The organism is Nocardia sp. NPDC059154 (assembly GCF_042755705.1).
Classification (GTDB): Bacteria; Actinomycetota; Actinomycetes; order Mycobacteriales; family Mycobacteriaceae; genus Nocardia.
Genome location: NZ_JBHZCS010000037.1, coordinates 74,773 through 99,823 on the forward strand (window position 1 = coordinate 74,773; position 25,051 = coordinate 99,823).

General features: G+C 67.8%; 21 protein-coding genes, 1 tRNA gene and 3 pseudogenes. 11 read left to right on the forward strand and 14 right to left on the reverse strand.

What is annotated here, in order from left to right; genetic code table 11:
* Positions 1 to 249 precede the first annotated feature (249 nt).
* The 3 genes and pseudogenes from ACFXN1_RS29065 (at position 250) to ACFXN1_RS29075 (ending at position 3,014) form a co-directional block, all read left to right on the forward strand.
* Positions 250 to 513: a GlsB/YeaQ/YmgE family stress response membrane protein gene (locus tag ACFXN1_RS29065; protein WP_379404126.1), complete on the forward strand. Its 264-nt coding sequence runs from the start codon at positions 250 to 252 to the stop codon at positions 511 to 513.
* 443 nt (positions 514 to 956) lie between these two features.
* Positions 957 to 2,300 carry a 4-aminobutyrate--2-oxoglutarate transaminase gene (gene gabT, locus ACFXN1_RS29070; RefSeq protein WP_379441138.1) on the forward strand — a complete coding sequence of 448 codons (1,344 nt, stop codon included), beginning with the start codon at positions 957 to 959 and terminating at the stop codon, positions 2,298 to 2,300.
* A 34-nt stretch (positions 2,301 to 2,334) separates the two neighbouring features.
* Positions 2,335 to 3,014 (forward strand): annotated as a pseudogene (locus ACFXN1_RS29075) (aldehyde dehydrogenase family protein).
* Between the two features lie 25 nt (positions 3,015 to 3,039).
* Here ACFXN1_RS29075 and ACFXN1_RS29080 read toward each other — a convergent pair.
* Both ACFXN1_RS29080 and ACFXN1_RS29085 read right to left on the reverse strand, forming a co-directional pair.
* Positions 3,040 to 4,017, reverse strand: a complete 978-nt coding sequence (locus ACFXN1_RS29080; protein ID WP_379441139.1) for a zinc-binding dehydrogenase — start codon at positions 4,015 to 4,017, stop codon at positions 3,040 to 3,042.
* 90 nt (positions 4,018 to 4,107) lie between these two features.
* Complete coding sequence (locus ACFXN1_RS29085; RefSeq protein WP_379441141.1) at positions 4,108 to 4,698, reverse strand: TetR/AcrR family transcriptional regulator; 591 nt, start codon at positions 4,696 to 4,698, stop codon at positions 4,108 to 4,110.
* Between the two features lie 172 nt (positions 4,699 to 4,870).
* Between ACFXN1_RS29085 and ACFXN1_RS29090 the strand changes: the two genes are divergently transcribed.
* Complete coding sequence (locus ACFXN1_RS29090; protein ID WP_379441142.1) at positions 4,871 to 6,367, forward strand: cytochrome P450; 1,497 nt, start codon at positions 4,871 to 4,873, stop codon at positions 6,365 to 6,367.
* Here the strand turns inward: ACFXN1_RS29090 and ACFXN1_RS29095 are convergent.
* From ACFXN1_RS29095 to ACFXN1_RS29115, 5 genes and pseudogenes are all read right to left on the reverse strand, one after another.
* A pseudogene (locus tag ACFXN1_RS29095) lies at positions 6,368 to 6,460 on the reverse strand (hypothetical protein); the annotation flags it as partial.
* A gap of 65 nt (positions 6,461 to 6,525) precedes the next feature.
* Positions 6,526 to 6,867: pseudogene (locus ACFXN1_RS29100) on the reverse strand (hypothetical protein); the annotation flags it as partial.
* Positions 6,868 to 7,015: 148 nt separating this feature from the next.
* A complete protein-coding gene (locus ACFXN1_RS29105) occupies positions 7,016 to 7,951 on the reverse strand; it encodes a ParB N-terminal domain-containing protein (RefSeq protein ID WP_379441144.1) in 936 nt (311 codons plus the stop codon).
* A gap of 308 nt (positions 7,952 to 8,259) precedes the next feature.
* Positions 8,260 to 9,276, reverse strand: a complete 1,017-nt coding sequence (locus tag ACFXN1_RS29110; protein ID WP_379441145.1) for a GAF domain-containing protein — start codon at positions 9,274 to 9,276, stop codon at positions 8,260 to 8,262.
* A 14-nt stretch (positions 9,277 to 9,290) separates the two neighbouring features.
* A complete protein-coding gene (locus ACFXN1_RS29115; RefSeq protein ID WP_379441147.1) occupies positions 9,291 to 10,106 on the reverse strand; it encodes an SDR family NAD(P)-dependent oxidoreductase in 816 nt (271 codons plus the stop codon).
* 311 nt (positions 10,107 to 10,417) lie between these two features.
* Between ACFXN1_RS29115 and ACFXN1_RS29120 the strand changes: the two genes are divergently transcribed.
* Positions 10,418 to 11,866, forward strand: coding sequence for an ATP-binding protein (locus tag ACFXN1_RS29120; protein ID WP_379463711.1), 1,449 nt, complete (start codon positions 10,418 to 10,420; stop codon positions 11,864 to 11,866).
* Positions 11,867 to 11,948: 82 nt separating this feature from the next.
* Here ACFXN1_RS29120 and ACFXN1_RS29125 read toward each other — a convergent pair whose 3' ends face one another.
* Positions 11,949 to 12,095: a hypothetical protein gene (locus ACFXN1_RS29125; protein ID WP_379441149.1), complete on the reverse strand. Its 147-nt coding sequence runs from the start codon at positions 12,093 to 12,095 to the stop codon at positions 11,949 to 11,951.
* A 430-nt stretch (positions 12,096 to 12,525) separates the two neighbouring features.
* On the opposite strand from ACFXN1_RS29125, the gene ACFXN1_RS29130 reads away from it, so the two are divergent.
* Positions 12,526 to 14,277 (forward strand): serine/threonine-protein kinase PknD, encoded by a 1,752-nt coding sequence (locus ACFXN1_RS29130; protein ID WP_379463712.1) that lies wholly within the window; start codon positions 12,526 to 12,528, stop codon positions 14,275 to 14,277.
* 613 nt (positions 14,278 to 14,890) lie between these two features.
* Here the strand turns inward: ACFXN1_RS29130 and ACFXN1_RS29135 are convergent.
* Positions 14,891 to 14,963 (reverse strand) — tRNA-Asn (locus ACFXN1_RS29135).
* A 176-nt stretch (positions 14,964 to 15,139) separates the two neighbouring features.
* Between ACFXN1_RS29135 and ACFXN1_RS29140 the strand changes: the two genes are divergently transcribed.
* Complete coding sequence (locus ACFXN1_RS29140) at positions 15,140 to 15,385, forward strand: hypothetical protein (protein WP_354835413.1); 246 nt, start codon at positions 15,140 to 15,142, stop codon at positions 15,383 to 15,385.
* Between the two features lie 125 nt (positions 15,386 to 15,510).
* Here ACFXN1_RS29140 and dnaG read toward each other — a convergent pair whose 3' ends face one another.
* Entirely contained in the window at positions 15,511 to 17,427 is a 1,917-nt protein-coding gene (gene dnaG, locus ACFXN1_RS29145; RefSeq protein WP_379399272.1) for a DNA primase, read from the reverse strand.
* Positions 17,428 to 17,572: 145 nt separating this feature from the next.
* Between dnaG and ACFXN1_RS29150 the strand changes: the two genes are divergently transcribed.
* The 3 genes from ACFXN1_RS29150 to ACFXN1_RS29160 are packed head-to-tail and all read left to right on the forward strand — an operon-like array spanning position 17,573 to position 19,524.
* Positions 17,573 to 18,265: an energy-coupling factor transporter transmembrane component T family protein gene (locus ACFXN1_RS29150; RefSeq protein ID WP_379441152.1), complete on the forward strand. Its 693-nt coding sequence runs from the start codon at positions 17,573 to 17,575 to the stop codon at positions 18,263 to 18,265.
* A 33-nt stretch (positions 18,266 to 18,298) separates the two neighbouring features.
* The gene (locus ACFXN1_RS29155; protein WP_379399274.1) at positions 18,299 to 18,847 is read left to right on the forward strand and encodes a biotin transporter BioY; all 549 of its coding nucleotides are present in this window, start codon (positions 18,299 to 18,301) and stop codon (positions 18,845 to 18,847) included.
* Positions 18,844 to 19,524: an energy-coupling factor ABC transporter ATP-binding protein gene (locus tag ACFXN1_RS29160; protein WP_379441154.1), complete on the forward strand. Its 681-nt coding sequence runs from the start codon at positions 18,844 to 18,846 to the stop codon at positions 19,522 to 19,524. Before ACFXN1_RS29155 ends, ACFXN1_RS29160 begins: the two co-directional genes overlap by 4 nt.
* 58 nt (positions 19,525 to 19,582) lie before the next feature.
* Here ACFXN1_RS29160 and ACFXN1_RS29165 read toward each other — a convergent pair whose 3' ends face one another.
* Genes ACFXN1_RS29165 through ACFXN1_RS29180 form a run of 4 tightly spaced genes read right to left on the reverse strand, consistent with a single transcriptional unit; the run spans position 19,583 to position 22,964 of the window.
* Positions 19,583 to 20,311: a hypothetical protein gene (locus ACFXN1_RS29165; protein ID WP_379441156.1), complete on the reverse strand. Its 729-nt coding sequence runs from the start codon at positions 20,309 to 20,311 to the stop codon at positions 19,583 to 19,585.
* Between the two features lie 5 nt (positions 20,312 to 20,316).
* A complete protein-coding gene (locus ACFXN1_RS29170; RefSeq protein ID WP_379441157.1) occupies positions 20,317 to 21,585 on the reverse strand; it encodes a deoxyguanosinetriphosphate triphosphohydrolase in 1,269 nt (422 codons plus the stop codon).
* 3 nt (positions 21,586 to 21,588) lie between these two features.
* Positions 21,589 to 22,242 (reverse strand): YdcF family protein, encoded by a 654-nt coding sequence (locus ACFXN1_RS29175; protein WP_379399278.1) that lies wholly within the window; start codon positions 22,240 to 22,242, stop codon positions 21,589 to 21,591.
* A 44-nt stretch (positions 22,243 to 22,286) separates the two neighbouring features.
* Positions 22,287 to 22,964: an MBL fold metallo-hydrolase gene (locus tag ACFXN1_RS29180; RefSeq protein ID WP_379441159.1), complete on the reverse strand. Its 678-nt coding sequence runs from the start codon at positions 22,962 to 22,964 to the stop codon at positions 22,287 to 22,289.
* A gap of 78 nt (positions 22,965 to 23,042) precedes the next feature.
* Between ACFXN1_RS29180 and ACFXN1_RS29185 the strand changes: the two genes are divergently transcribed.
* Entirely contained in the window at positions 23,043 to 25,037 is a 1,995-nt protein-coding gene (locus ACFXN1_RS29185) for a TPM domain-containing protein (RefSeq protein ID WP_379441160.1), read from the forward strand.
* Positions 25,038 to 25,051: the final 14 nt, after the last annotated feature.

Sequence of the window (25,051 nt, forward strand, 5' to 3'; positions counted from 1 at the left end):
CCTTTCGGAACCCGGCGGACTCCCCGCGCGGCCACACTGCCGTCGTGCAGGAGCCACTGCCGTCATGACGTCGTCGGCCTCCATCATGACCCGGAAAACCCAGCGTCGACGAGGGTTTCGCTGCCCGAGAACGCAGGTCCGGCCGCCGCTCACGGGACGAAACGCGCACACCGGTGTATTGCGACACGCTCATTTCGGGCGTCGGCCCTGCTACCTTCGAATGCGCCACCTCGAGGCAAGGAGCATGCCATGGGCATCATCACGATGATCATCATCGGCCTCATCGCGGGCGCGATCGCCCGCCTTCTGGTTCCGGGCAAGGAGGATTTCGGCATCATCTGGACCGCCGTTCTCGGCATCATCGGCGGTTACGTCGGCGGCACCCTGGGGAGTCTGGTCTTCGCCCCGCACAAGTTCAGCGTGCATCCCCCGGTCCAGCACACCTTCCTCGGCGCCATCATCGGCGCCATCGTGGTGCTGGTCGTCTACAAGTGGATCAGAGCCCGCGTCTGACCTGCCGCACAACCGAATACGACCGAGGGGCGGGACCGCTGATTCGCGGCCCCGCCCCTCGTGTGTCGACAGCCTTGCGCGTGATGAGGGGTCCGCACAATCCTGCCGCCACGACGCCGTCCCCACGGCGCCCTCAGCCGCAGGTGGTCTACGGCCCGAGCTCTTTCTACGTATCTACTAAGTAGATACGTAGAAGATAGCAGTCCCTGCCCCGTCGATCAATCGGGTTCGGCGCCGCGGTTCGAATCCTGGTGCAGGAACGGCGGAAGGCCGGCCGCGAGGTCGGGCTGGGCCAGGACCCAGCGGATGGAAACGGATATCGGCCGGGTGTACAGCTCGTCGATTTATGCCCGGCGTGTTATCCAATTCGGCACGGGTGATCGCGGGTGCCGTGGCGCAGACTGATGACCGGTGCCACCGACCCTCGACCGGGAGAATTCCGCATGCCCTCGATCGACTACCGCCTGCCCCAGCGTCGCGACCTCGTCACCGAGCTGCCGGGCCCGCGTTCCCGGGCGCTCACCGCCCGCCGGACGGCGGCCGTGGCGGCCGGGGTCGGATCGTCGGTGCCCGTCTACGCGGCCGACGCCGACGGCGGGGTCATTCTCGATGTGGACGGGAATTCGCTGATCGATCTGGGCTCGGGCATCGCGGTCACCACGGTCGGCGCGTCCCATCCGGAGGTGGCGGCCGCGGTCGCCGAGCAGGCCGCGCGGTTCACCCACACCTGCTTCATGGTCACCCCCTACGAGAACTACATCCGCGTGGCCGAGGAACTGGCCGCACTCACGCCCGGCGCCTTCGACAAGCGGACGGTGCTGTTCAACTCGGGCGCGGAGGCGGTGGAGAACGCGGTGAAGGTGGCGCGGCTGGCGACCGGCCGGCCGGCGGTGGTCGCGTTCGATCACGCGTATCACGGCCGCACCAACCTGACCATGGCGCTGACCGCGAAATCCATGCCGTACAAGGCGCATTTCGGCCCGTTCGCACCGGACATCCACCGCATGCCCATGTCGTATCCGTACCGCGACGAGCCGGGGCTGACCGGGGAACAGGCGGCGCGGCGGGCGATTTCGCGGATCGAGGTGCAGATCGGGGCCGATTCGCTGGCCGCGATCGTCATCGAGCCGATCCAGGGCGAGGGCGGATTCATCGTGCCCGCCCCGGGATTCCTTGCCACACTGGCGAACTGGGCCCGCGAGCACGCGGTGGTGTTCATCGCCGACGAGGTGCAGACCGGATTCGCCCGCACCGGAGCGTGGTTCGCGAGCGAGCACGAGGGCATCGAGCCGGACATCGTCACCATGGCCAAGGGCATTGCGGGCGGCATGCCGTTGTCGGCCGTCACCGGCCGGGCCGAGCTGCTGGACGCGGTGCATCCGAGCGGGCTGGGCGGCACCTACGGCGGCAATCCGGTGGCGTGCGCGGCGGCGCTGGCCAGCATCGAGGTGATGCGGTCGCTGGACCTGCCGGCCCGCGCGCGGGCCATCGAGGCGACCGCCGTGCCGCGGCTGCGGGAGCTGGCCGCCGCGACCGGCGTGATCGGTGACGTACGGGGCCGGGGTGCGATGGTCGCCATCGAACTGGTCCGGCCGGGCACCGACACCCCCGATCCGGATCTCACCAAAGCCATTGCCGCCGAGGCGCTCTCGCGCGGCGTGGTGCTGCTCACCTGCGGCACCTACGGAAACGTCATCCGGCTGCTGCCCCCGCTGGTGATCGGCGACGACCTGCTCGCCGACGGCCTCGGGGTGTTGTCCGAGACGGTGCGGGATCTGACCCGCTGAGTTCGAAATTCGTTGAGTATGAGGAGAACCCGCAATGCGTGAAGTGGCCGAGCTGCTGGCGGTCGCGCCGGCCGGACTCTGGATCGGCGGCGAGCAGGTCCCGGCGAGCGACGGCGCGACCTTCCCGGTGCACGATCCGGTGACCGGCGAGGTCCTCGTCGAGGTGGCCGACGCCACCCCCGCCGACGGCGCGCGGGCACTGGACGCCGCCGTGGCGGCGCAGGCGTCGTGGGCGGCCACCCCGGCCCGGGAGCGGGCCGAGATCCTGCGCCGCGCTTGGGAACTGGTGATGGCGCGGCGCGAGGACGCGGTCGCCGAGGGCGCGACGGTCGCCACCGGCGGCGCGGCGGTGCCCGGACCCGGCTGGTTCTACGAGCCGACCGTGCTCACCGAGGTGCCCGCCGACGCACGCATCCTGCGCGAGGAGGTGTTCGGCCCGGTCGCCGCCATTACCGGATTCGACGGCGAGCCGCCGGTATCGCCGCCGCCAATGACACCGAATTCGGTTTGGCCGCCTACATTTACACCCGCGACCTGGACCGCGCGCTGCGGGTGTCCAAGGCGCTGGAATCGGGCATGGTGGGCGTGAACCGGGGCGTCATCTCCGATGTGGCCGCGCCGTTCGGCGGCGTGAAGCAGTCCGGGCTGGGCCGGGAGGCCGGGGTCGAAGGCATCGAGGAGTACCTGGAGACCAAATACATCGCCCTGCCCTAGCGGAATCCGGCCACGACCGTCCGGACTAGCCGACGGCAACCGTCATCTTGCCGCCGGCGGTCCCGGACTCCATCACCTCGTGCGCCCGCACGATCTCGTCGAAGGTGAAGGTGCGCACCGGTTTCGCGTGGTACACACCGGCTTCGGCCTTGGCGACGAGGTCCGCGAGCGGGACCGCCGAGAGCGGGAATCCGGGCGTCCCGAAGACGAAGCTGCCGAAGAAGGACAGCTGGACTCCGCTGGGCAGGTCGGCGATCGGGTCGAACTCGGGCACGGGGGCCAGGCCGCCGAGGAATCCGGCCTGGCAGACGCGCCCGCGCGGTCGCACGGTCGCGACCGAATCACGCAGGACGGAGTTGCCGACCAGATCCAGCAGGGCGTCGACGACGAATCCGGCCGCGTGCACGCGCTCCGACAGGTTGCCGTCCTCGGTGAGAACCACTGCCGCACCGATCTTTTCGAGCATCGCCGCATTCGCCTGCGATCGGGTGGTGGCGATGACCGTGGCCCCGAGGTCGGCGGCGATGTTCACCGCCGCCTGTCCCAGTGACGAGGTCGCGCCGCGCACCAGCACCGTCTCGCCGTCCGTGACGGCGAGATTGTCGTGCAAGGTGGTCCACGCGGTGGCGTAGACCTCCGGGACGGCGGCGAGATCGGTCCACGCCAAAGCGGTGTCGACCGCGACGACATTGTCCGCGGGCACGGTGACCAGCTCGGCGTAGGAGCCATTGCGGGTGCGGCCCATGCCGCCCATGATCGCCACGACCGGGGTCCCAGGGGCCAGCTTGCCCGAAGGGTCGGCGGCGACGACGCCCGCGGCTTCGATACCGGTCACCTGGGCGACATCGCCCCACTGCCCCGACCGCATGTAGGTTTCCGCATGGTTGAGCCCGAAAGCCTTGACCTCGACCAGGATTTCACCTGCGGCCGGTACCGGATCGGGCAGTTCGGTCACGGTGAGCACCTCGGGCGCACCGTAGTGGGAGATGGTGATCGCCTTCATGACATTCCTTCATTCTTGAGTGAGTGTTCAAATATTGGCGGTAAAGAGGGGCCGTCCACAAGGACGGCCCTGCAACGGTTTTCGCCGCGCCTAACCGGGCGACAGCCCGGCGAAGGCATTGTCGACAATCGCGCGCAACACCGGCTCGTCGGGATTCGCCTTGCCGACCACCATCAGCCCCTGCGAGGTGGCCACCAAGCCCTTCGCAACGGCGACGGGATCGATGTTCGATCGGACCTCCTTGCGACGCACGGCATTCCGCAATGCGTCCCGCATCCGATCCTCCAGCCGCGCCAGATGCCCGCGCACCACGGCAGCGGCCGCGTCGTCGGTGGCGGCGTTCTCGATGGCGGTGTTCACCAGCAGGCAGCCCATCCGCCCCTCCGGCGAGAGCAAGTCGGCCACCAGGCCGTCGAAGTAGCCGCGCACTTGCGCCAGCGACGCGTTCGGATCATCGAGTTCACCCAATTTCTGGGGCACGATCAGGTCCGAGTAGCGCCGCAGCGAGGCCAGGAACAGCGCGTGCTTGCCGCCCGGGAAGGCGCTGTACAGGCTGCCGGGTTTCACGCCGGTCGCCTTGACCAGGCCCTCCACCGAGGTGGCCCGATACCCGCGCTCCCAGAAGCGCCGCATGGCGGCATCCACCACGTCATCGGGTTCGAATTCACGAGTGCGGGCCATACGTGCACGGTACTTGAATGGTTGTTCAAGAATCAAGGGTGAAGCTGTGACCGAACCCGTGACCCGGCGGACGCGGATACTCCACATCGCCTGCGCGAACTCCTACTCCCCAGTAGCATTTGAGCGTAAGCCCTACGGGGCGAACGACTTTCGATCGCACGGGATGGTCCCCATGACAGCACCGGCCACAGGAAGCACCGAACTCCACCCGCCGCGGTGGCAGCCCGCACCCATGCGCTGGCACAACACGCCGGTCACCTGGGGGCAGTCCTGGCGGCTGGCGCTGGGTCTGCCCGGGCGGATCCGGGAGCGCACCATCATGCAGTACCTGGCGGCCGAGCTGCCGGGTCAGGACGATGTGCTGATCGCCCGCCTGCCGATGGCGAAGTACGTCGTCGTGCGCAGTCCGGAGCTCGTCCGGCACGTACTGATCGCCAATCACGAGAACTACGTGCGCGGCGCCGAATTCGACATGCTCGCCGTGGTTTTCGGCCAGGGTCTGGTGACCCAGCGCGACGATCGTCTCTACTACCGCAACAAGCGCCTGGTGCAGCCGATCTTCGCGCGCAGCGCCATCGACCAGTTCGATGTGCCCATGGTCGAGGCGGCCCAGGAGACGGCCCGGCGGCTGCGGGCAGCCGGGGCGCCGGTCGACGTGGGCGTGGAGATGACCCGCCTCATGCTGGATATCGTGGCGCGCACCATGTTCGGCACCGATCTGGACGGGCCCATCTCCAAGATCAAGCTCAAGCGGCTGCTCAAGTTCTTCGGCGTGGGCGTGGTCACCAATGTCAGCCGGACGCTGCGGCCGCTGTCCATGTGGCTGGTACGCCGCACCGAGAAGCCCGAGAAGCGGGCGGGCTCACGGATTCCGATCCGGGCCATCCGCGCCGCCTCCTGGATGGTGGCCCCGCACATCATGTTCGAGCTGCGCGGCATCGAGAAAGCCGTGGCGGGAATCATTTCCGATCATCGCGAGGGCCGCATCACCCGCAAGGACAATCTGCTCGGCCTGCTCATGGCGGCCACCGATCCCGAGACCGGGCACAGCTATACCGATCTCGAAATCCGGGACGAGCTCATGACATTCATCGGGGCGGGCATGGAGACCTCGGCCACCGCACTGACCTGGGTGTGGAAGCTGCTCGCCGACCATCCCGAGGCCCGGCAGCGCCTCTACGAGGAGCTCGACACCGTGCTCGGCGGGCGCGCCCCCACCGCCGCCGATGTGGACAAGCTGGTGTGGACCAAGGCCGTCTTCCTGGAGACGATGCGGCTGTACCCGCCGATCATGGCCTTCAGCAAGGTGGCGCTGGGCGAGGACGTGCTGGCGGGCTATCGCATCGAACCCGGCACCACCATCATGATCAGCATGCACGGGGTGCACGGCAATCCGCGGGTCTGGGATCGGGCGGGCGAGTTCGATCCGAAGCGCTACCTGCCGGAGAACATGACCCGGCCGCATCGGGAGGCGTCGCTGGCGTTCGGGGCGGGCAAGCGGATCTGCATCGCGCAGAACTTCGCGACCATGGAGGTGGTGCTGTCGATCGCCACCATCGCCCAGCAGCTGGATTTGCGGATCGCCACCAGCGAGCCCATCCGGCCGCAGCTTTCGTTCATCGGCGCGCCGGACAAACCGCTGCTCATGCAAGCAGCGACACGGGACTGATCAGCGGGTGCGGGCAGCGCCTCCGGTCGCCCGGTAGGCGGCCGGGGTCATACCCAGCTCGATGCGGAAGGCGCGGTAGAACTGCCGTTCGGTGGCGAAGCCGAAGTTGTGGGCGACGGCGGTGACGGGGAGATCCGGTCGGGCGGTGAGTCGTAGAAAACCATCTCTCCCGGCGCGACCTCGGCGACCCGGCCGTCCTGGTGCAGCCGGCCGCTGCCGGTGAGCTGAATGCTGGTGTGCAGGAACTCGTCATCGGTGCGGGCGATCAGGGTCCGGGTGCGGTCCACCCGCTGCCGGGTGGCCCCCAGTTGCGACAACTCCACATCGCCGTAGGTTCCGTGCACGATCCAGCCGGTGAACTGCCCCGAAGTTCGCGGCGAAACCGCAAGCGGCACATAGGCCTCGCTGAGCCCCGCCTCCCACTGCTCGAACACCCGGCCCGAGTACTCCCCGGACCTCGATCCGCCGAACCCCGGACAACCCGACCACTCCGAACTCACCCGACACCAAGATCAGTACCCACCCAGTCTTTCACGTCCCACATAGGCAGGTATGAAGCGAGCCAACGCCTTCGACGGCATCGGCACCCGTACGCGGCGCCGATCGCCGGCCGTCATCGACCCGATCGAACGCGGTCGGATCGAACTGTCACGCGGCAGTGGTCTTCTCGGCCGCGGCGGTCCGGCTGGCGGATCGGGCCAGTGCGGCCCAGTGCCGGGCCTGCTGGGAGGCCAGTTCGGCGACCAGGGCGGCGCAGTACGGCGGGAGATCATCGGCCAGGTCCGCCCAGGCCACGGGGTCCGCGGGCAGCTCGTCGAACAGGCGTAGTAGTTGCCTGCCGGATTCGGTGCGGGTCAGCGCCGGGTCCGAGCGCAGATTCCACAGTGCGCGAGCGGGATACGACAGGTCTTTCGCGGCAGCCCCGGGACCGGCCTGGGGACGCTCGTCGCGGATTCGCTCGGGGTGACACTGGCGCGGCTGTGGCGCGGGAGCCGCGAGTGCGCGCCGGGCGAGGTGGCGGCCGGGGCGCGCCGCCGACCGCTTCCGGACGGCGGCGATGGTCCGCTCGGGCAGGCCGATCACCTCGGCCAGCTTGCGGTCGGACCAGTCGGGATAGAACGAGAGCGCCTGTTCGGCCGCGGCTTTGCGGTCGGCCGCGGACAGGGGCAGGCCGTGTCTGCTGTTCAGCCGGACCGCGAGCAGCAGGGCCTGCCCGTCGTCACCGTCGAAGTAGACCGCGTCGATCCACTGGGACCCGCTGCAGATTGCCGCGCGCACGCGATGGGCGCCGTCGATGACCGTCATGCGCGATCGGTGCACGACGATCGGCGGCAGGGCCGCGGCGACCTCCGACAGCGCCGTGACATGCCGGGAGTTCTCGCCGGATTGCCGGATCGTGGTGTCGATGTGCAAGCGGTCCAGCGGAATTCGCACGATATCCGTGGGATTGGGCTCCAGCAGCGGGAAATTCACGTCCAGGCGCGGCCGCGCATAGTTCTCCCCCACTCGGATCGCCCGGGTGACGATCCACTGCCAGATGCGGCCGCGCGGGTGCACCCACCACGCGTATGTCGGTCCGAGCACTGCGCCGCCTCCCAACGCCGAGCAGCCCCGATTCCCGGAGCACTCCGCTAGCGTTCCCGGGCAGGGCTTTCCTACGACGCGACAAGCGGCATCACACGGATCACCGGCAAGATTCCCGCTCACGCGGGTGCGTGTACGCGGCAGTGTATCGACGCGCACACAGTGTGATCAATTGAGCAAATCGTGTGCCTGCCTGCGTATTTACTGGCGAAACACGCTGACCTGGAGCAGCAGCCCGGGACCGATTCGGACGGTGTTAGATACACAACAAACATTGCCGCTGGTCTGTTTGCTGGCGGTCGGGTGACCTAGTCCACGTCCGGCATATCCGGATCCCGAACGGTGACCAGGGCGGCCGTCGTGTGCTGGTCCAGTGCCATGAGCACGGCCCGGGCCCGCACCGATTTCCAGCCCCCGTCGAGCGTCCGGAGCCGCAGCCGCCCGGCGGTGCGGGAGTGAGCGAGGTTGCGGCTCATGGTCTTCGCCGTCTCGATATCGTCCGGGTGGATCGCCGGCTCCGGTTCGCCCGCCAGCGACTGCCAGGCGATGCCCGGCATGGGCGGACCCATCCAGCGCAGCAGCCGCAGGTTGCGCAGGTCGACAATGGCCCGGAAATCGCCCTCCGCGGCGGCCGCGTCGAGCACCCGGTGCTCGAGGATCACCGGCGGCGGTGCGGCGCTGACGTCGGTGGCATCACCGATGTCATGGGTGACGCCGCGCATGAACACCTCGGAATTCCCGGCGGCATCGGTCTCTTCGATGATGCGACACGAGAAGTGCGCCGCCCGTAAGGCGCCGTCGTCGCGGCGGACCGTCCACACCGCCTGATGCTCGGTGCCCGGCGCCGACCGGACCACCTTGGCCAGGGCGTCGGACTCGTCGCTATTGGTGATGACGCGGGCGAACACGCCCGCGATGGCGTGCTCGCGCGCCCGATTCTCCGGCGCGACACCGTAGAGATCCAGCAGGTCGTCCGAGCGCGTGGACTTCGAGGTGGACAGGTTGAAGTACCACGCCCCCACCGGATCTCGCGGCGGCACCGTCTCCTCCGCCGGACCCGACCACACCAGCACGGCGTGCATGCGCTCCGGGGTGATCAGCAGCGGCGCGGTGAGAGTCCGCCGGCGGCCGCCGTCGCTCATGACCTCCACCGGCGCCAGTGCCTCCGCGGTCGCCGCCACCGCTCCGCGGATCGTCGCCAGCGTTTCGCGCTGCCGGAAGATCTGCGTCAGCGGCACGAACTTCCTTGGCGCACTGCCCAGTCCGATGACGGTCGGCTCCCCGCCGCCGAACGTCTCTATGAGCAGCCATCGTGTACCTGGCATCGTGTCTTCCCCTTTTATCCCCTGACCACGAGCCGAATCAGCTTCTCGTACTGCCCGCCCGCCACCCTGGCGGCGACTTCGGCAAGGATCGCGTCGGGTCCTATCAGTACACGACTCTTCCCCCGCGCGACACCACGCAGAATCACCTGCGCCGCAATACCGGGATCGGTGCGGGCCACATACCGGTCGAACCGCTGCGCCGCCCGCTCCGCATCCACCCCCGCCGCCGCCAACGCCGACCAGGCGATCCCAGTCTTCACCCCACCCGGAAACACGCAGCTGACAGCCACATTCGGCTGTCCGCGCAATTCCGACCGCAGCGACTCGGTGAAGCCGCGAATCGCAAACTTGGCCGCCGTGTAGGGCGCGGCCCCGCCGAGCCCGATCAACCCGTACGCCGACGAGAGATTCGCGATCCGTCCCTCGGGCGACTTCACCACATACGGCAGGAAGGCTTTCGTACTCACCACGGTCGCGCCGAAATTCGCCCGCATCACCGCCTCGAAGTCGCCCGGCTCGGACTCCGCCACCCCGCCATAGAAAAGCTTCCCCGCATTGTTGATCAACACATCCACACCCCCGAGCCGCCCCACCACCTCGGCCGCAACCTCCCCCATCCGCTCCGGATCAGCGACATCGGCCACCAGCCCCACCACCTCCCCGTCCCCACCCCTGACCATCCCCGCCGTCTCCCCCAGCGCCCCTTCATTCGTGTCCAACAGCACCACCGACGCCCCCTCCCGCCCCAGCCGCACGGCCAGCTCCCGCCCGATCCCGGCCCCCGCCCCGGTAACCACAGCAACCCGACCCGCATAGAAACTACGATCCATACCCGTGAGTCTGCACAGACCACTGGCATCCCGCGAGACATGTTCCGCGCCAACCCATCCGATCGCCCAGGGTCGCAACCTTCTCCGTTCGACCCAATCAGTAACGACGACCGATTCCGGCCGCGCCGTCGACGAACTGATCCACGACGTACTCACCCCGGTGATCGCATCCTCACGCTGACATCGAGCGATCCGCGCCCACAACAAGGCCGTTGTATCAACAATTGAGAGGATCTCCGACGAATACCAGAGCCAACCATGTAGATTGAATCTATGTAGATGTCATCTACATAGATTTCAACTACCTAGGAGTGGTGGTGACGACGGGATTCGTCGGACGGAGAGTCGAGCTGGGACTTCTGCAGACTCGCGTGCAGCGTGTCACGGAGACCCACATGGGCGTCGCCGTTGCCATCAGAGGGCGGCGGCAGGTCGGAAAATCACGGCTTGTCCAGGAGTTCTGCGATGCGGCCCAGGTGCCGTATATGTACTTCACCGCCACCAAGGGCATGCCCGTATCCGAATCGCTCGCGATGTTTCTGGCAGAGATGAAGGGCTCAGGGATCGCCCCTGATCCCGAGACCCTCCCCGAGAGCATCAGCGGGTGGCCCGACGCTTTCCGAGTGTTGGCGACCGCGCTGGGCGACACACCGACCATTGTTGTGATCGACGAATTGCCTTGGCTGGCAGAACAAGACGACGTCTTCGACGGCGCGCTGCAAACAGCGTGGGACAGACTGCTGCAGCAACGCCCGGTTCTGCTGCTTCTGCTGGGCAGCGACATTCACATGATGGAAAGGCTCACCGCCTACGACCGACCCTTCTACGGGCGAGCCGACAACCTCGTCCTCGATCCGCTCAACCCCGCCGAAGTCGGTCGCGCTCTCGGACTCGACGCGGCCGAAAGCATCGACGCGCATCTGATCACCGGCGGGCTGCCGGGCATCTTGCGCAGTTGGCCGCCCGGGCTGCCGCCACTCGAGTTCGTGCGACGCGAATGCAGCGACCCTGCCGCGCCGCTGTTCGGAGTGCCCGAGTGCACCCTCCTCGCCGAGTTTCCCGTTCCGGACCAGGCGCGGCGTGTTCTCGAAGCGATCGGCAGCGGAGAACGCACCCACGCCACCATCGCCGCTACGGCGGGCAGCCGCAGCGGCGCATTACCATCCGGAACGTTATCGCCTCTGCTGCACCGCCTTTCGACGGAGAAGCAAGTGTTGGCCGTGGACCAGCCACTGTCGGTCAAACCGGGAAAGCCGGCCCTCTACCGGGTTGCCGACAGCAACCTGCGGCTCTACCTCGCTACCCTGCGCTCGGTTCAAGACCTGGTTCGACGCGGGCGAAGCAACGCCGCCTACGAGCTGTTCGCACGGCGCTGGACCTCTTGGCGCGGAAAAGCTGTCGAACCCCTCGTACGAGATGCGCTCGAACTCAGTGCGCTCGCGGGAGGACTGCAGTGGAAGGATGTCACCACTGTCGGCGGCTGGTGGAACCGCGCATTCAACCCCGAGATCGACATCGTCGGCGCCGACCGCTCCCCCATCGCCAATCGAGTGATCTTCACCGGATCGATCAAGTGGCTCGGCACCCCGTTCGACCGCCACGACCTCGCCGAACTCACCCGCGGAATCGCCAGCATTCCAGGCTTCGAGCCGCACGAAACAGCGTTGGTCGTCGTATCCCTGGCCGGTATCGAGCAAACTCTCACCGACACCGTCGATCTGGTATGGAACGCCGCCGACGTGCTCTCGGCATGGAGTTGAGGTAGCCGAAGAGCCGGCTGCCGCTACACCTCGGCGTAGACGGTGTTCATGTCATCTCGGGGCCGACACCACCGAGCGGCCATTACAGCGGCCCGGGCTCGGCATGCAGTTGGACCCAGAGCATGAGCAGGGCGAACTGTAATGCGTCCATCGAATCGACGCCTGACGCGACATTCTCGCGCGGCGTCTCGTCGATTCCGCCTTTCAGGCGCTTCGCGTACCAGTCCAATACAACCTTCTTGCACTGGACCACCTTTGATGAATCGTCGATGAACCGAGCGCGATTAAATCAGATACTGCGCAATCCAACGTTCGGCCCAGCGAACGTCGCCCGGTTGGTCGTATGGCTCAGAGGTACGCTGAATTTGCGACAGGTTTGTTGGCGGATTTCTGGGCACGATCCGCGTACTCGCACCGGTGGCGGGGCAGTGCCTGGCCGCGTACTTGCCAGCATGAGCATGGCTGGGAAATTCGCGCGCCGACGATAGCGCCGACTATCGACTGTCTGGCCTGGCTAAATCAACTAGTGTGGGCTACCCGCTGACAGGCGGGGGTTGGAATGCAAGCAAGTACACCGTTTGCCAGTCGGGTGGTCACGGGACGGCGCAATGGATGACAAGTCAGCACGTGGCGTGGATGCCACGTGGGGGCCAGCGGAGATGTTCGGACGCTATCGGCTGCTGTCACTGCTGGGTCAGGGCGGCATGGGACAGGTGTGGCGGGCGCATGATTCGCTGACCAACCGGGTGGTGGCGCTCAAGGTGTTGCCCGAGCGCTTCGCCGATGACGAGCGGCTGCGTGAGCGGTTCCGCCGGGAGTGCCGGGCGGTGGCACAGTTGACCGAGCCGCATGTGATCCCCATCCACGACTTCGGCGACATCGACGGTCGGCTCTATCTGAATATGCGGTTGATCGAGGGCACCGATCTGCGCAAGGTGATCACGCAAGAAGGGGCCTTGTCGCCGCAGCGGGCAGTGGCGATCATCACGCAGGTGGCCGGCGCGCTGCAGGCGGCCCACGACGTCGGTGTGGTCCACCGCGATGTCAAACCCACCAACATCCTGCTAGGCGCGGATGAGTTCGCCTCCCTGATCGACTTCGGGATCGCCCACGCCGCCGACGACCGTACGCTGACCGCGATCGGCGAGACCATCGGCACCGTCGCCTACATGGCGCCGGAGGAGATCAGCGCGGAGGTCAAGGCCGATGCCCGAGTGGACGTGTACGCGTTGACGTGCGTGCTGTACGAGTGCCTGACCGGCCAGCCGCCGTTTGCGAGCGAATTGGGGATGCAGGGCGTGATAGCCCATCACCTGCACACCCCACCCCCGCGTCCCAGCACCACTACACCCGATGTACCGACTGCGTTCGATGCGGTCATCGCCAAGGGAATGGCCAAAAATCCCGACGATCGTTACCAGACCGTGCGCGAGCTGGCCGCAGCGGCCCGCGCCGCGGTGGGCGATTCCGCGGTCAGCACCACCGGGGGCGTGGCCGCGCGCCATGGGCGGCGAATCAGATTGTCGCCCAAGACCGCCGGGCTGCTCGCGGCCGCGGTCGCGGTTGCGGTGGTGGCCGCCGTAGGTGTCGTCATCAGTGTCCAACGAGAATCAGGCGGCGGTGGCAACTCGCCGACATCTATCGCCCCGGCCTACTCGCCACAGACTCCACTGCCGTTCACCGGCGTCAGCCTGCCCACCGATGTGGCGGTCGACGCGGCGGGCAACGTATACGTGACTGACATGGGTAACGACCGGGTAGTGAAATTGGCGGCGGACGCGTCGACGCCGAGCCCGTTGCCGTTCACCGGCCTGAAGAATCCCCAGGGTGTGGCGGTCGACACGGCGGGCAACATATACGTCACCGACACGAGTAACAATCGGGTGGTGAGGTTGGCGCCGGGCGCGTCGGCACCGACCACGTTGCCGTTCACCGGGCTCAAAGATCCCCGGGGTGTGGCGGTCGACACGGCGGGAGACGTGTACGTCGCCGACCGGGCCAATGATCGGGTGATGAGGTTGGCGGCGGGCGCGTCGGCACCGACGACGCTGCCGTTCACCGGGCTCCAAGATCCCCTGGGTGTAGCGGTCGACAAGGCGGGCAACGTGTACGTCACCGAATTGGGTACCGAGCGGGTGGTGAGGTTGGCGGCGGGCGCGGCGGCACCGACCACGTTGCCGTTCACCGGGCTCAAAGATCCCCGGGGTGTGGCGGTCGACAGGGCGGGAGACGTGTACGTCGTCGACTGGGGTAACGAATCGGTGGCGAGGTTGGCGGCGGGCGCGTCGACGCCGACCACGTTGCCGTTCACCGGGCTCAAAGACCCCCAGGGTATGGCGGTCGACACGCGGGACAACGTATACGTCACCGACCGGGGCCCCAATGCGGTGGTGAAACTCCCGGTCGGCTGAACCCTCATTCCGCGTACTTGGGTTCTAGCTAGTTCTGGCACCCACGGCTTTGATGATGAAAAGCGTTCTAGCGGTTTGCAACTGACAGCTGGCCACAGCCGGTATACCCGCTACATCTCGGCGTAGACAGTGTTCAGATCGACTAGCATCGGGGCGTCCGCATCCTGGGACCGCTACCCGGGGGCAATACCGGCGGTCTGGAGGTTCTCGTCGAATCCTGCCCCGCTGCAGCAGGTCAAAATCGTTTCGCTGGTGTCGTATCTCTTGGCCGACAACAACTCTCGCGCGCGGCGCAGTCGGTCCACATGCCCGATGGTCATGGTGCGGTCCCATTGGACCTCACCCAGGGACAGGATGCGCCGCGGTTGAGCGGCTCCAGGTCCACAAGCGCGAGAATCCGCCGCCGTCCTCCTATGACGTCGATTTGATCTTCCCGTCGTTCGATTGGACGTTCCGCGATCCGGTGAATGCGAATCATCAATTGCAGCGGGTTCGAGAGACTCTGGGGCTCCCGGACAATGACTCTGGTGAGACTTAGTTGAGGGTTTCGGGGACGAATAGGAAAAAGACCCCTGACCTTGCGGGGTGAACCGCTGGTCAGGGGCCTTTTCGGCTCCCCCATCTGGACTCGAACCAGAAACCTGCCGATTAACAGTCGGCTGCTCTGCCAATTGAGCTATAGGGGATTGTTTCCCTGGCTGGCCCTCTCGGACCGGCCGGGGAAAACTTTAGCGTATCGGTTGTACAGTTCCCAAATCGCGGCTCTACCTGCGGGGATGTGGGTGGGGTGCCGGATCGACAGGTGGGGGTGGGGTCGGGCAGGATGTGGGGGCAGGCTGGTCTATGGGAGGAGCTTCTCGGGATGCTGCGGTTGATCATCGGTGTTGCGGCCGGGTATGTGCTGGGCGCCAAGGCCGGGCGGGCTCGGTATGAGCAGATCAGTAAGACGACCCGCGCGATCAGCGAGAGCCCTGTCACGCGGAAGGTCGTGATGATGGGGCGGCAGAAGCTCGCGGACAAGCTGAGCACCCAGCCGAAGCTGGAACCGATGGTGCCGCTGGACGAGCGCACCACCATTCTCGTGCCGCAGGATCAACTGCGGCGCTGAGGGATTGGGGCGTTGCCCCACCCCAGCTGAGATTCGAACCGGGAGCCTGCCGATCCAGAGTCGGCAGGCTTGTCAGTGCACCCTGAAGGGCACCGGCGGCGGGCTTCGCCGCCTGCCAGCGGGGGTCAGCTGCCTACGGCGAAGTCGCCCGAGTTGCCCATGGCCTGGGTGAGCAGGCTCTTCCGGTACTGCTCCAGGGCGACCAGGTCGCCGAACAGGGCCATGTAGCCGTCGGGCTGTTCGGTCGAGGAGATGCGCTGGAGTTTGGACTTCAGTTCGGCGATCTGACGGCCGACCCAGGACTCCTGCGTGCGGGCCAGGACGCCGGTGACGAAGCGGGGGATGTCCTCGGCGGACTTCACCGGGAGGGGCTCGGCGGCCAGTTCGGAGACCAGCGCCCGCAGGGTGAGGTCTTCGGTGTTGTCGGCGACCGTGGCGACCCATTCCGCGCCGGCCAGACCGCTGGCGGTGCCACCGGCCTCGGCGATGGCGGCGCGGACCGCGATGTAGGCGGGCTGCGTGAAGGCTTCCGGCTCCAGGGCATCGAAGACGGGGCCCGCGAAGGCGGGGTATTGCAGTGCGGCGGCCAGGGTTTGACGCTGCGGGAGCAGAGTCGGGTCGTGGGGGTTGGGGCGGGCGGCGGGGTGCTCGGTGACCTCTTGGCGCGCTTGGCGTTCGGGGATGCCGGGTTTGGCGCCGGTGCGGGCGCCCTTGCGGGCTTCATCGCCGACGCGGCGTACGACCTGCTGGATGTCGTCCCAGCCGACCCAGCCGGCCAGTTTGGTGGCGTATGCCTTGCGGAGGGCGAAGTCCTTGATCTGGGAGACGACGGGGACGGCGCGACGCAGCGCCTCGACCTGTCCTTCGGGGGAATCCAGATTGTGTTCGGCGAGCAGGCCGCGGATGACGAACTCGTACAACGGGACTCGGCGGGCGACCAGGTCGCGGACCGCGCCGTCGCCATTGCGCTGGCGGAGTTCGCAGGGGTCGAGGCCGTCGGGGGCCACGGCGATGTAGGTCTGGCCGGCCAGTTTCTGGTCGCCGGAGAAGGCCTTCAGGGCAGCGGCCTGGCCCGCCTCGTCGCCGTCGAAGGTGTAGATGATCTCGCCGCGCCAGAAGTTGTCGTCCATGAGCAGGCGGCGCAGGATGGCGAGGTGCTCGTCGCCGAAGGCGGTGCCGCAGGAGGCGACAGCGGTCTTGACGCCCGCCATGTGCATGGCCATGACGTCGGTGTAGCCCTCGACGACGACGGCCTGGTGACCCTTGGCGATCTCGCGCTTGGCATGGTCGAGGCCGAACAGCACCTGAGACTTCTTGTACAGCAACGTTTCCGAGGTGTTGATGTACTTGGCGGTCATGGTGTCGTCGTCGTACAGCCGGCGGGCGCCGAAGCCGATGACCTCACCGCCGAGATTGCGGATGGGCCACAGCAGGCGGCGGTTGAAACGGTCCATGGGCCCGCGCTGGCCCTGCTTGGACAGACCCGCTGCCTCCAGCTCCTTGAAGTCGAAACCCTTGCGCAGCAGGTGTTTCGTGAGCGTGTCCCAGCCGCCGGGGGCGTAGCCGCAGCCGAACTGGCGGGCGGCGTTGTGGTCGAAGTTGCGGTCGGTGAGGTACTTGCGGGCCGCTTCCGCGCCGGGCTCGCCGAGCTGGGAGACATAGAACTCGTGCGCGGCGGCATTGGCGGCGACCAGGCGGGAGCGGGTGCCGCGGTCGCGCTGCACCGAGGTGCCGCCACCCTCGTAGTTGATCTTGTAGCCGATGCGGTCGGCCAGCTGCTCGACCGCCTCGACGAAACCGACGTGCTCGATCTTCTGCAGGAAGGCGAAGGCGTCGCCGCCCTCACCGCAGCCGAAGCAGTGGAAGACGCCGTGATTGGGGCGCACGTGGAAGGACGGGGACTTCTCGTCGTGGAAGGGACACAGGCCCTTCATGGAGTCGGCGCCGGCGCGCTTGAGAGTGACGTACTCACCCACGACATCCTCGATCCGGACACGTTCACGAATCGCCGCGATATCGCGGTCCGGAAGTCGGCCTGCCACGGAGCGAGTCTAGCTCCCCCGCCTCCGCGCGATTCGGCGCACAGCACAGAACAGCAGCCCTCCCCTACCCGTCCCCGTCGTGGATCGTCGGGAACGTGACGACTGATCTCGTTGCGAGGGGGGTAACTCGCCGGGGACGTCCGAGATGGGTTCGGCACTCGACCGCCGGCACGCCTCCGCGACGGTCAGCGGCTCGCTGCTGTGCGCCGAATCGCGGAGAGGCGGGGGAGACTGCGAGGATCTATCGGTGCTCAGCCTCTATCACGACGCCCGGACGCCGGTGCATGCCGTGCCCGCCGGGGTGAAGGTGCTGGTGCTGGCGGTCGCGGGGACGGCGTTGTTCTTCGTGCCGTCGGTCGTGTGGGTGGGGGTCGCGCTGGCGGCGGTGCTGGGTTTGTATGCGGTCGCGCGGATTCCGTGGCGGACGACCGGGCGGCAGTTACTCGGGCTGGCACCGTTTCTGGCGTTGATCGTGGTCGCGCAGGTGCTCTTCACCGGCTGGCACACCGCCATCCTGGTCGGCGAGCGACTGCTCACGCTGGTCCTGCTGGCCAATCTGGTGACACTCACCACACGTACGTCGGCCATGGTCGAGACCATCGAGCGGGCGCTCGGTCCGCTCCGGCCGCTGGGCGTCCGCCCCGAGCGCGTGGGCCTGCTGGTCGCCATGACCATCCGATTCATCCCCGTCATCCGTGACCAGGCCGAACTCGTGCGCTCGGCGCAACGCGCCCGCGGTATCGAGCGCAGCACAGTCTTCCTGGTTCCGCTACTGATCCGCACACTCCGCATGGCCGACGGGGTCGGCGAGGCGCTGGACGCCCGCGGCCTGGACTGAAGGGTCCGAACCGCGGCCATTTAGGATGCCTCGGTGCGTAGTAGGGATTTGGCGCAGATCGCGCTGTTCGCGGCAATCATGGTGGTGTTGGGATTCTTCCCGCTCATTCAGCTACCGGGAGCCTTCGCGCCGTTCACCTCGCAAACCCTGGGCGTCATCCTGGCCGGGTCGATTCTGGGCGCCAAGCGCGGCGCGCTGGCCATCCTGCTGTTCGATGTGCTGGTCTTCGCCGGCCTGCCGGTGCTGCCGGGCGGACGCGGCGGGCTGTCGGTGATCATGGGCCCGACGGGTGGCTTCGTGATCGCCTATCCGATCGGCGCATTGGTGATCGGACTGCTCACCGAGCGCCTGTGGCGGTACTACAACCTGCCCATCGCCCTGCTGATCAACTTCCTGGGCGGCGCGATCGTGCTGTACGTCATCGGCATTCCGTGGATGGCCGCCGCCGCGCACATCTCGCTGGGCAAGGCGATCACCACCTCGGTGGCGTTCCTGCCCGGCGACGTGTTCAAGACCGTGGTCGGCTCGCTGGCCGCGGTGGCGGTCCGCAAGGCGTATCCGATGATTCCGGCGCGGGCATGATCGAACTCGACGGCGTCTCGCATCGATTCGGGGAGCGCGCGGTGCTGCGCGACCTCGATCTGCGCCTGAGCGAGAACCGGATTGCCGTCATCGGTTCCAACGGGTCCGGCAAGTCCACGTTCGCGCGATTGCTCAACGGGCTGCAGGTGCCCACCGACGGGCGGGTGCGGGTCGACGGGCTCGATACCCGTAAGCAGGGCAGGGCCGTTCGCAAACTGGTCGGATTCGTCTTCCAGGATCCGGATGTGCAGATCGTCATGCCGACCGTCGCCGAGGATCTGGCCTTCGGGCTCAAGCACCACGGCGTCGCCAAATCCGAGATCCCGGACCGCGTCGGCGCGACCCTGGCCGAATACGGCCTCACCGAATTCCGCGACCACCCGGCGCATTTGCTCAGCGGCGGGCAGAAGCAGCTGCTCGCGATCGCCGCGGTGCTGTCGGTGGGACCGAAGTATGTGGTGTTCGACGAGCCCACCACGCTGCTCGACCTGCGCAACACCCGCCGCATCTCCCGTCTGCTGCACGAACTTCCGCAGCAGCTGATCGTGGTCTCACACGATCTGGACCTGCTCGCCGACTTCGACCGGGTGCTGGTCTTCGACGAGGGCCGCATCGCGGCCGACGGCCCACCGGGCGAATGCATCGCGCACTATGTGGCCATGCACGCCGCGAACTGATCAGCGGGACCTCCCGATTCGGAGCCGGTGCGGACGCGCACCCCGCGATGGGTCGGTATCACTCCTCGCGCCCGAACAGATGCCGCCGCACGTGGGCATTGAGCCGTTGCCCCGGCCGCGAATTGAACGCCATGTGCACACTCACCCGCGGAATCTCCCCCTGCACCGGTGTCACCCGATGCCGTGATCGCCGCCCGGCGTGCAGCACCAGCGTCCCCGGCACGGTCGGCAGCATCTTCACCATGTGCCGGTGCCGCATGGGCAGCCCGCCCCCGCGCTCGATGAAAGCCCCGGGCAGCGGAATGTATTCGAGCGCCCCGCCCCGCTCCGGCGCGACGATGTGCAGCATCACGGTGTAATCGGACATGTCGTAGTGCCAGTCCTGCACATCCCCGTTCTCGTGGATCTGCACCGTCATGGCCCCCAGCTCGTCGGCAGAGCGGTACGCCTGCTCCCCCACCAGGTGGGACACGAACGCCCGCAATGGTTCCCAGTGGTAGAGCGCCTTCAGCGGCGAGGAATCCGGAATCCGGTCGCACGCGACCGTGTACTCGAACCGCATGGCGTCGCCGAGCCCGTCGGAGAGCACATCCGCGGCCATCTCGGTCACCGCGGCGGGGCGCAGGAATTCGGGCAGCACGGTGACACCGCTGACCAGGAAGTCCGCCTGCGCCCGCTCGATCACCTCGCGCAGCCGTGCCACCGACCTCCGGTCCAGCGGGTACCGATCCAGGTCGACTATGCCGTCCACCTCGCGGGTCATCGCGCCCCCTGCCGCCGGTTCCACCGGATTCAGGGTATCGCGGCGGCGACCCGTTCCAGGCGGCTCTCGGTGTAGGACGCGATCTGGTCGACGATCACCCGCACCCGCGCGGTGTCGTCACCGGCCGCCTCCCACCACGGCAGCAGCAGCCGGTCCAGCCCGTGCGGGGCAGCTTCCAGCAGCCGGTTGGCGACCAGCAGGATGCGCTCGCGCTGCCCGGCCTGGCGCACCCGGTGGATAGGGTCGGACAGCACGTAGCGCAGCGCCATGGTCTTGAGCACCGCGACCTCGGCGGCCGCGATGCGCGGCACCTCCAGATCGGCGGTGTAGCGCGACAATTGGCGGCCGCCCCAGGCGGCGCGGGTGGCCTCGACCGCGGCGGTGGCGAAACGGCCCACCAGGTCGCTGGTCAGCCGTTTCAGGGCCACGGAGGCGCGCAGGGAGCCGTCGTATTCGGCGGCGGCGGAGACCACCGGCATCTCCGAGAGCCGCTGCGCGGCGGCGACCAGCTCCTCCAGTGCCAGCGAAGGATGCTGGCGCGCACCGAGTTCCGCGAGCGCGACCTGTTCGACCGGGTCGGCCAGTGCCCGCAGATCGATGCGGCCCACGATCACCCCGTCCTCGACATCGTGCACCGAGTACGCGACATCGTCGGACCAGTCCATGATCTGCGATTCCAGGCACTGGCGGCGATCCGGCGCGCCCTTGCGGACCCAGTCCAAGCGGTCCATGTCGATGCCGTACGCGCCGAACTTGGAGCGGGGACCCGTTCTGCCCCAGGGGTATTTGATGACGGCATCCAGCGCGGCCCGGGTCGGGTTGAGCCCGAAGCTGACGCCCTGATCGTCGATGACCTTCGGCTCCAGCCGGGTGAGGATGCGCAGGTTCTGCGCATTGCCCTCGAAACCGCCGTGTGCGTCGGCGAATTGGTCGAGCGCCTGCTCGCCATTGTGGCCGTAGGGCGGATGCCCGATGTCGTGCGCCATCCCGGCCAGATCCACCAGATCGGGATCACAGCCCAGGCTGTCGGCGATGCTGCGGCCGATCTGGGCGACCTCCAGCGAATGGGTCAGCCGCGTGCGCGGGGTGTCCCCGTCGCGCGGCCCCATCACCTGCGTCTTGTCCGCCAGCCGTCGCAGCGCCGCGGAATGCAGCACCCGCGCCCGATCCCGCGCGAATTCGCTGCGCCGGGCCGGGCACGGCGACCAGCTCAGTCCCGCGGTGCGCTCGGTTTCGGGCACCATGCGCTCCCGATCGGCCTCGGAGTACACACCGTCATAGTCGATACGTGCGTTCATCGCTCACTGATCCGCCGTGTATTTGAAATCCGCCGAGAAATGGGTCAGCTGGTACCAGAGCAGGGCGAAGGTCTCCCGGAAGATGCCGTGCGCCTGCGATTCCCGGGTGTACACCGCCGGGCCGGTGCGGGTGGGCGCGGTCCAGGCGGCCAGCCCGGCATCACGCATCATGGTGCGGGTGCGCAGTGAATGCCAGGGGTCGCTGACCAGCACCACCGACGACTTACCGCGCGCCCGTAGCGCTCTCGACACCGCCTCCACGCTCTGCAGGGTGTCGGAACCGGTTTCGACCGCCAGGATCCGATCCTCCGGCACGCCACGGTCTTTCAGATAGTTCTTGCCCGACGCCGCCTCGGTGTAGTTGTCACCGACCTGCTTGCCGCCCACGGTGACGATCATGGGCGCGATCTGCTTGCGGAACAGCTTGTACGCCTGGTCCAGTCGCGCCTCGAACACCGACGACGGCGTGCCGTCGTATTGAGCCGCGCCCAGCACCACGATGGCGTCGGCGGGCGTGTAGTCGTCGATGCGGGCCACCTGCCAGACCCGCACGGCGGTACCGCCCACCACCAGGACGCTCATGAGCAGCGAACCGATGAGCAGTCGCCGGACCCAGCGCAGCACACCGTGTCCGCCCGGGGGGTTGACGGAGGTCATGTCCCGGACCAGACGGTCCGGTTCGATCGGGCGGTTCCGGAGTTTCACCAACCGCGTCGCCGCCACTCGGGCAACTGCGGGCGCTCCACTCCGAGGGTGGTGTCGTCGCCGTGGCCCGGGTACACCGCGGTGTCGTCCGGGTAGCGGCCGAAGAGTTTGGTCTCGACATCGCCGAGCAGCGAGGTGAACTGCTCCGGTGAGAGGGTGCGGCCGACGCCGCCCGGGAACAGCGAATCACCGGAGAAGATGTGCGTGCGGCCGGCACCGTCGGTGAGCGCCAGCGCGACCGAGCCGGGCGTGTGCCCGCGCAGGTGGATGGCTTCCAGCTCCAGCTCACCGACCTGGAACCGGTCGCCGTCCGCGAGCAGCCGGGCCGGGGTGACGGGCAGCGGGTCGGCGTCCAGCGCGTGGGCGGCGGTGGGAGTCTCGGTCGCCTTCACGACATCCGGCAGCGCCATCCAGTGGTCCCGGTGCTGATGCGTGGTGACGATGAGTTCCACCCGGCCCGGCGCCTCCTGGCCGATGAGCTCGAGAATCCGGTCCGCCTCATTGGCGGCATCGATGAGTAGCGTCGCGCCGGTGGCGGCGCACTGCACCAGATAGGTGTTGTTGTCCATGGCGCCCACCGACATTTTCACGATGCGCGCACCCGGCACCTCGCGCTGCTGCGGGTTGGAGCCGGGCGAGACATGTCCCGTGTAGGGCGAATCGATCGTGATCACTCCCCGATCGTAGTCATGGCCCTCGACACAGGGTGCAGAAGAAACCGACCCTCAGTGTTCCAGAGTTAGATTCGGAGCATGCGGCTATCGAAGCAGCTGTTCCTTCTCGTGATCGGCTTGCTCCTGGCCTCGGCCCTCGTCGGCGGGCGGGCCGCACCGGCCACGGCCGATGCGCCGCTGCGGTTGCCCGGCTATGTGACCGACAATGCCGGTGCGCTCGATCCGGGACAGACCGCGGAACTGCAACAGGCCATCGACTCGCTGTATTCGCGCGACCACGAGCGGCTGTGGGTCGTCTACGTGCGCAATTTCAATGGGATGGACACACATTCGTGGGGTGAGCAGACCGCGCGGCTGTCCGGGTTCGGGGATCGGGACGTGCTGCTGTCAGTGGCCGTGGACGATCGGGCCTACGCGTTCACCGGGACCCTGCCCAAGTCGGTCAGCGACAAGGACCTCGACAAGCTGCTGATCGACCAGGTCGAACCCAAACTGCGGGCCGGGGATTGGGCCGGGGCCGGGCTGGCCACGGCGAGCGGGCTGTCACACGCCATGAGCGGGTCCGGCGCTGTCGGTCTCGGGCCGCTGCTGATCCTGGCGCTGGTGGTGGTGCTGGCGGTGCTCGGTGTGTGGCTGTGGTCACGGCGGCGCAAGACGCGGCGCGAACGGTCGGTGATGGAGTCGGCTCGCAAGACCGATCCGACCGATACCGCGGCCTTGGAAGCCCTCCCCCTCGTGGTCCTGGACGCACTTTCCAAGGAAACCCTCGTCGACACCGACAACGCCATTCGCACCAGCACCGAGGAATTACGGCTGGCCACCGACGAATTCGGGAGCACGGCCACCGCACCGTTCACCGCGGCGCTCACGGGCGCGAAGAACGCGCTGGCCAAGGCCTTCTCGATTCGCCAGCAACTCGACGACGACATTCCCGAGACGCCCGACCAGCAGCAGCGGATGCTGGTCGAGCTGATCAGCAGCTGCGGCAGCGCGAATCGGGAACTCGACGCCAAGGTCGGCGAATTCGACGCCATGCGCGATCTGCTCATCAATGCCGGGGAGCGGCTGGACGCGCTGACCCGGGCCATGGTGGAACTGACCGCGCGGCTGCCGAAATCGCAGACCACGCTCGCTCAGCTGGTGGCCGACCACCCGGCCTCGGTGCTCGCGCCTATCCGCGACAACGTGGGCATGGCGCAGGAGCGAATCGGCTTCGCGGAGCGGACGATCGAGGACGGCCGGGCCGCGGTCGCCAAACCCGTCGGCCAGCAGGGCGCGGCGGTCGCGGACATCCGTACCGCCGAATCCGCCGTGGACGCCGCGCGCACGCTGCTCGACGCGGTCGACACCGCCGCCACCGATATCGACCAGGCCCGCGCCGGATTGCCCGCGATCATCGAGGAACTGCGCCGCGACCTCGCCACCGCGTCCGGACTCTCCGAACATGGCGGGACCGAATTACCCAGCGCCACAGCGGCTGCCCGCACGGCGCTGGATCAGGCCACCGCCGACGCCGCCGCCAACCCGCTCGGTGTCTTCCGGCAGGCCATCGCCGCCGACACCGCCCTCGATCAGGCCATCGCGTCCGCGACCGACCGCAAGCGGGCCGCCGACGACCTGCGCCGCCGCCTCGACCAGACCCTCACGGCCGCCCGCAGCCAGGTCAATGCCGCGGCCGACTTCATCAGCACCCGCCGCGGCGGCGTGGACGCCGAACCCCGCACCCGCCTCGCCGAGGCCCAGCGCAGCCTCGAGCAGGCCGAGCAACTCGCACCCACCGACCCGGATCGCGCACTGCAATCCGCCCAGCGCGCAGCCGAACTCGGCGCCCGCGCCCTCCACACCGCCCAGGCCGCCGTCCGCGACTGGCAGGCCCAGCAGCAGCGCGTCACCTCCGGCTCCCAAACCGGCGCCATCCTCGGCGGCATCCTCATCGACGGCATGCTCCGCGGCATGGGCAACGAATACCGCCGCGGCGGAGGAGGTTTCGGCGGCGGGAGCGGCGGCTACGGCCCCGGCTCCTTCGGCGGCTCCGACGGCTCCCGCCGCATCAGCCGCGGCGGGAGGTTCTGAGGTCTGCCCGGACA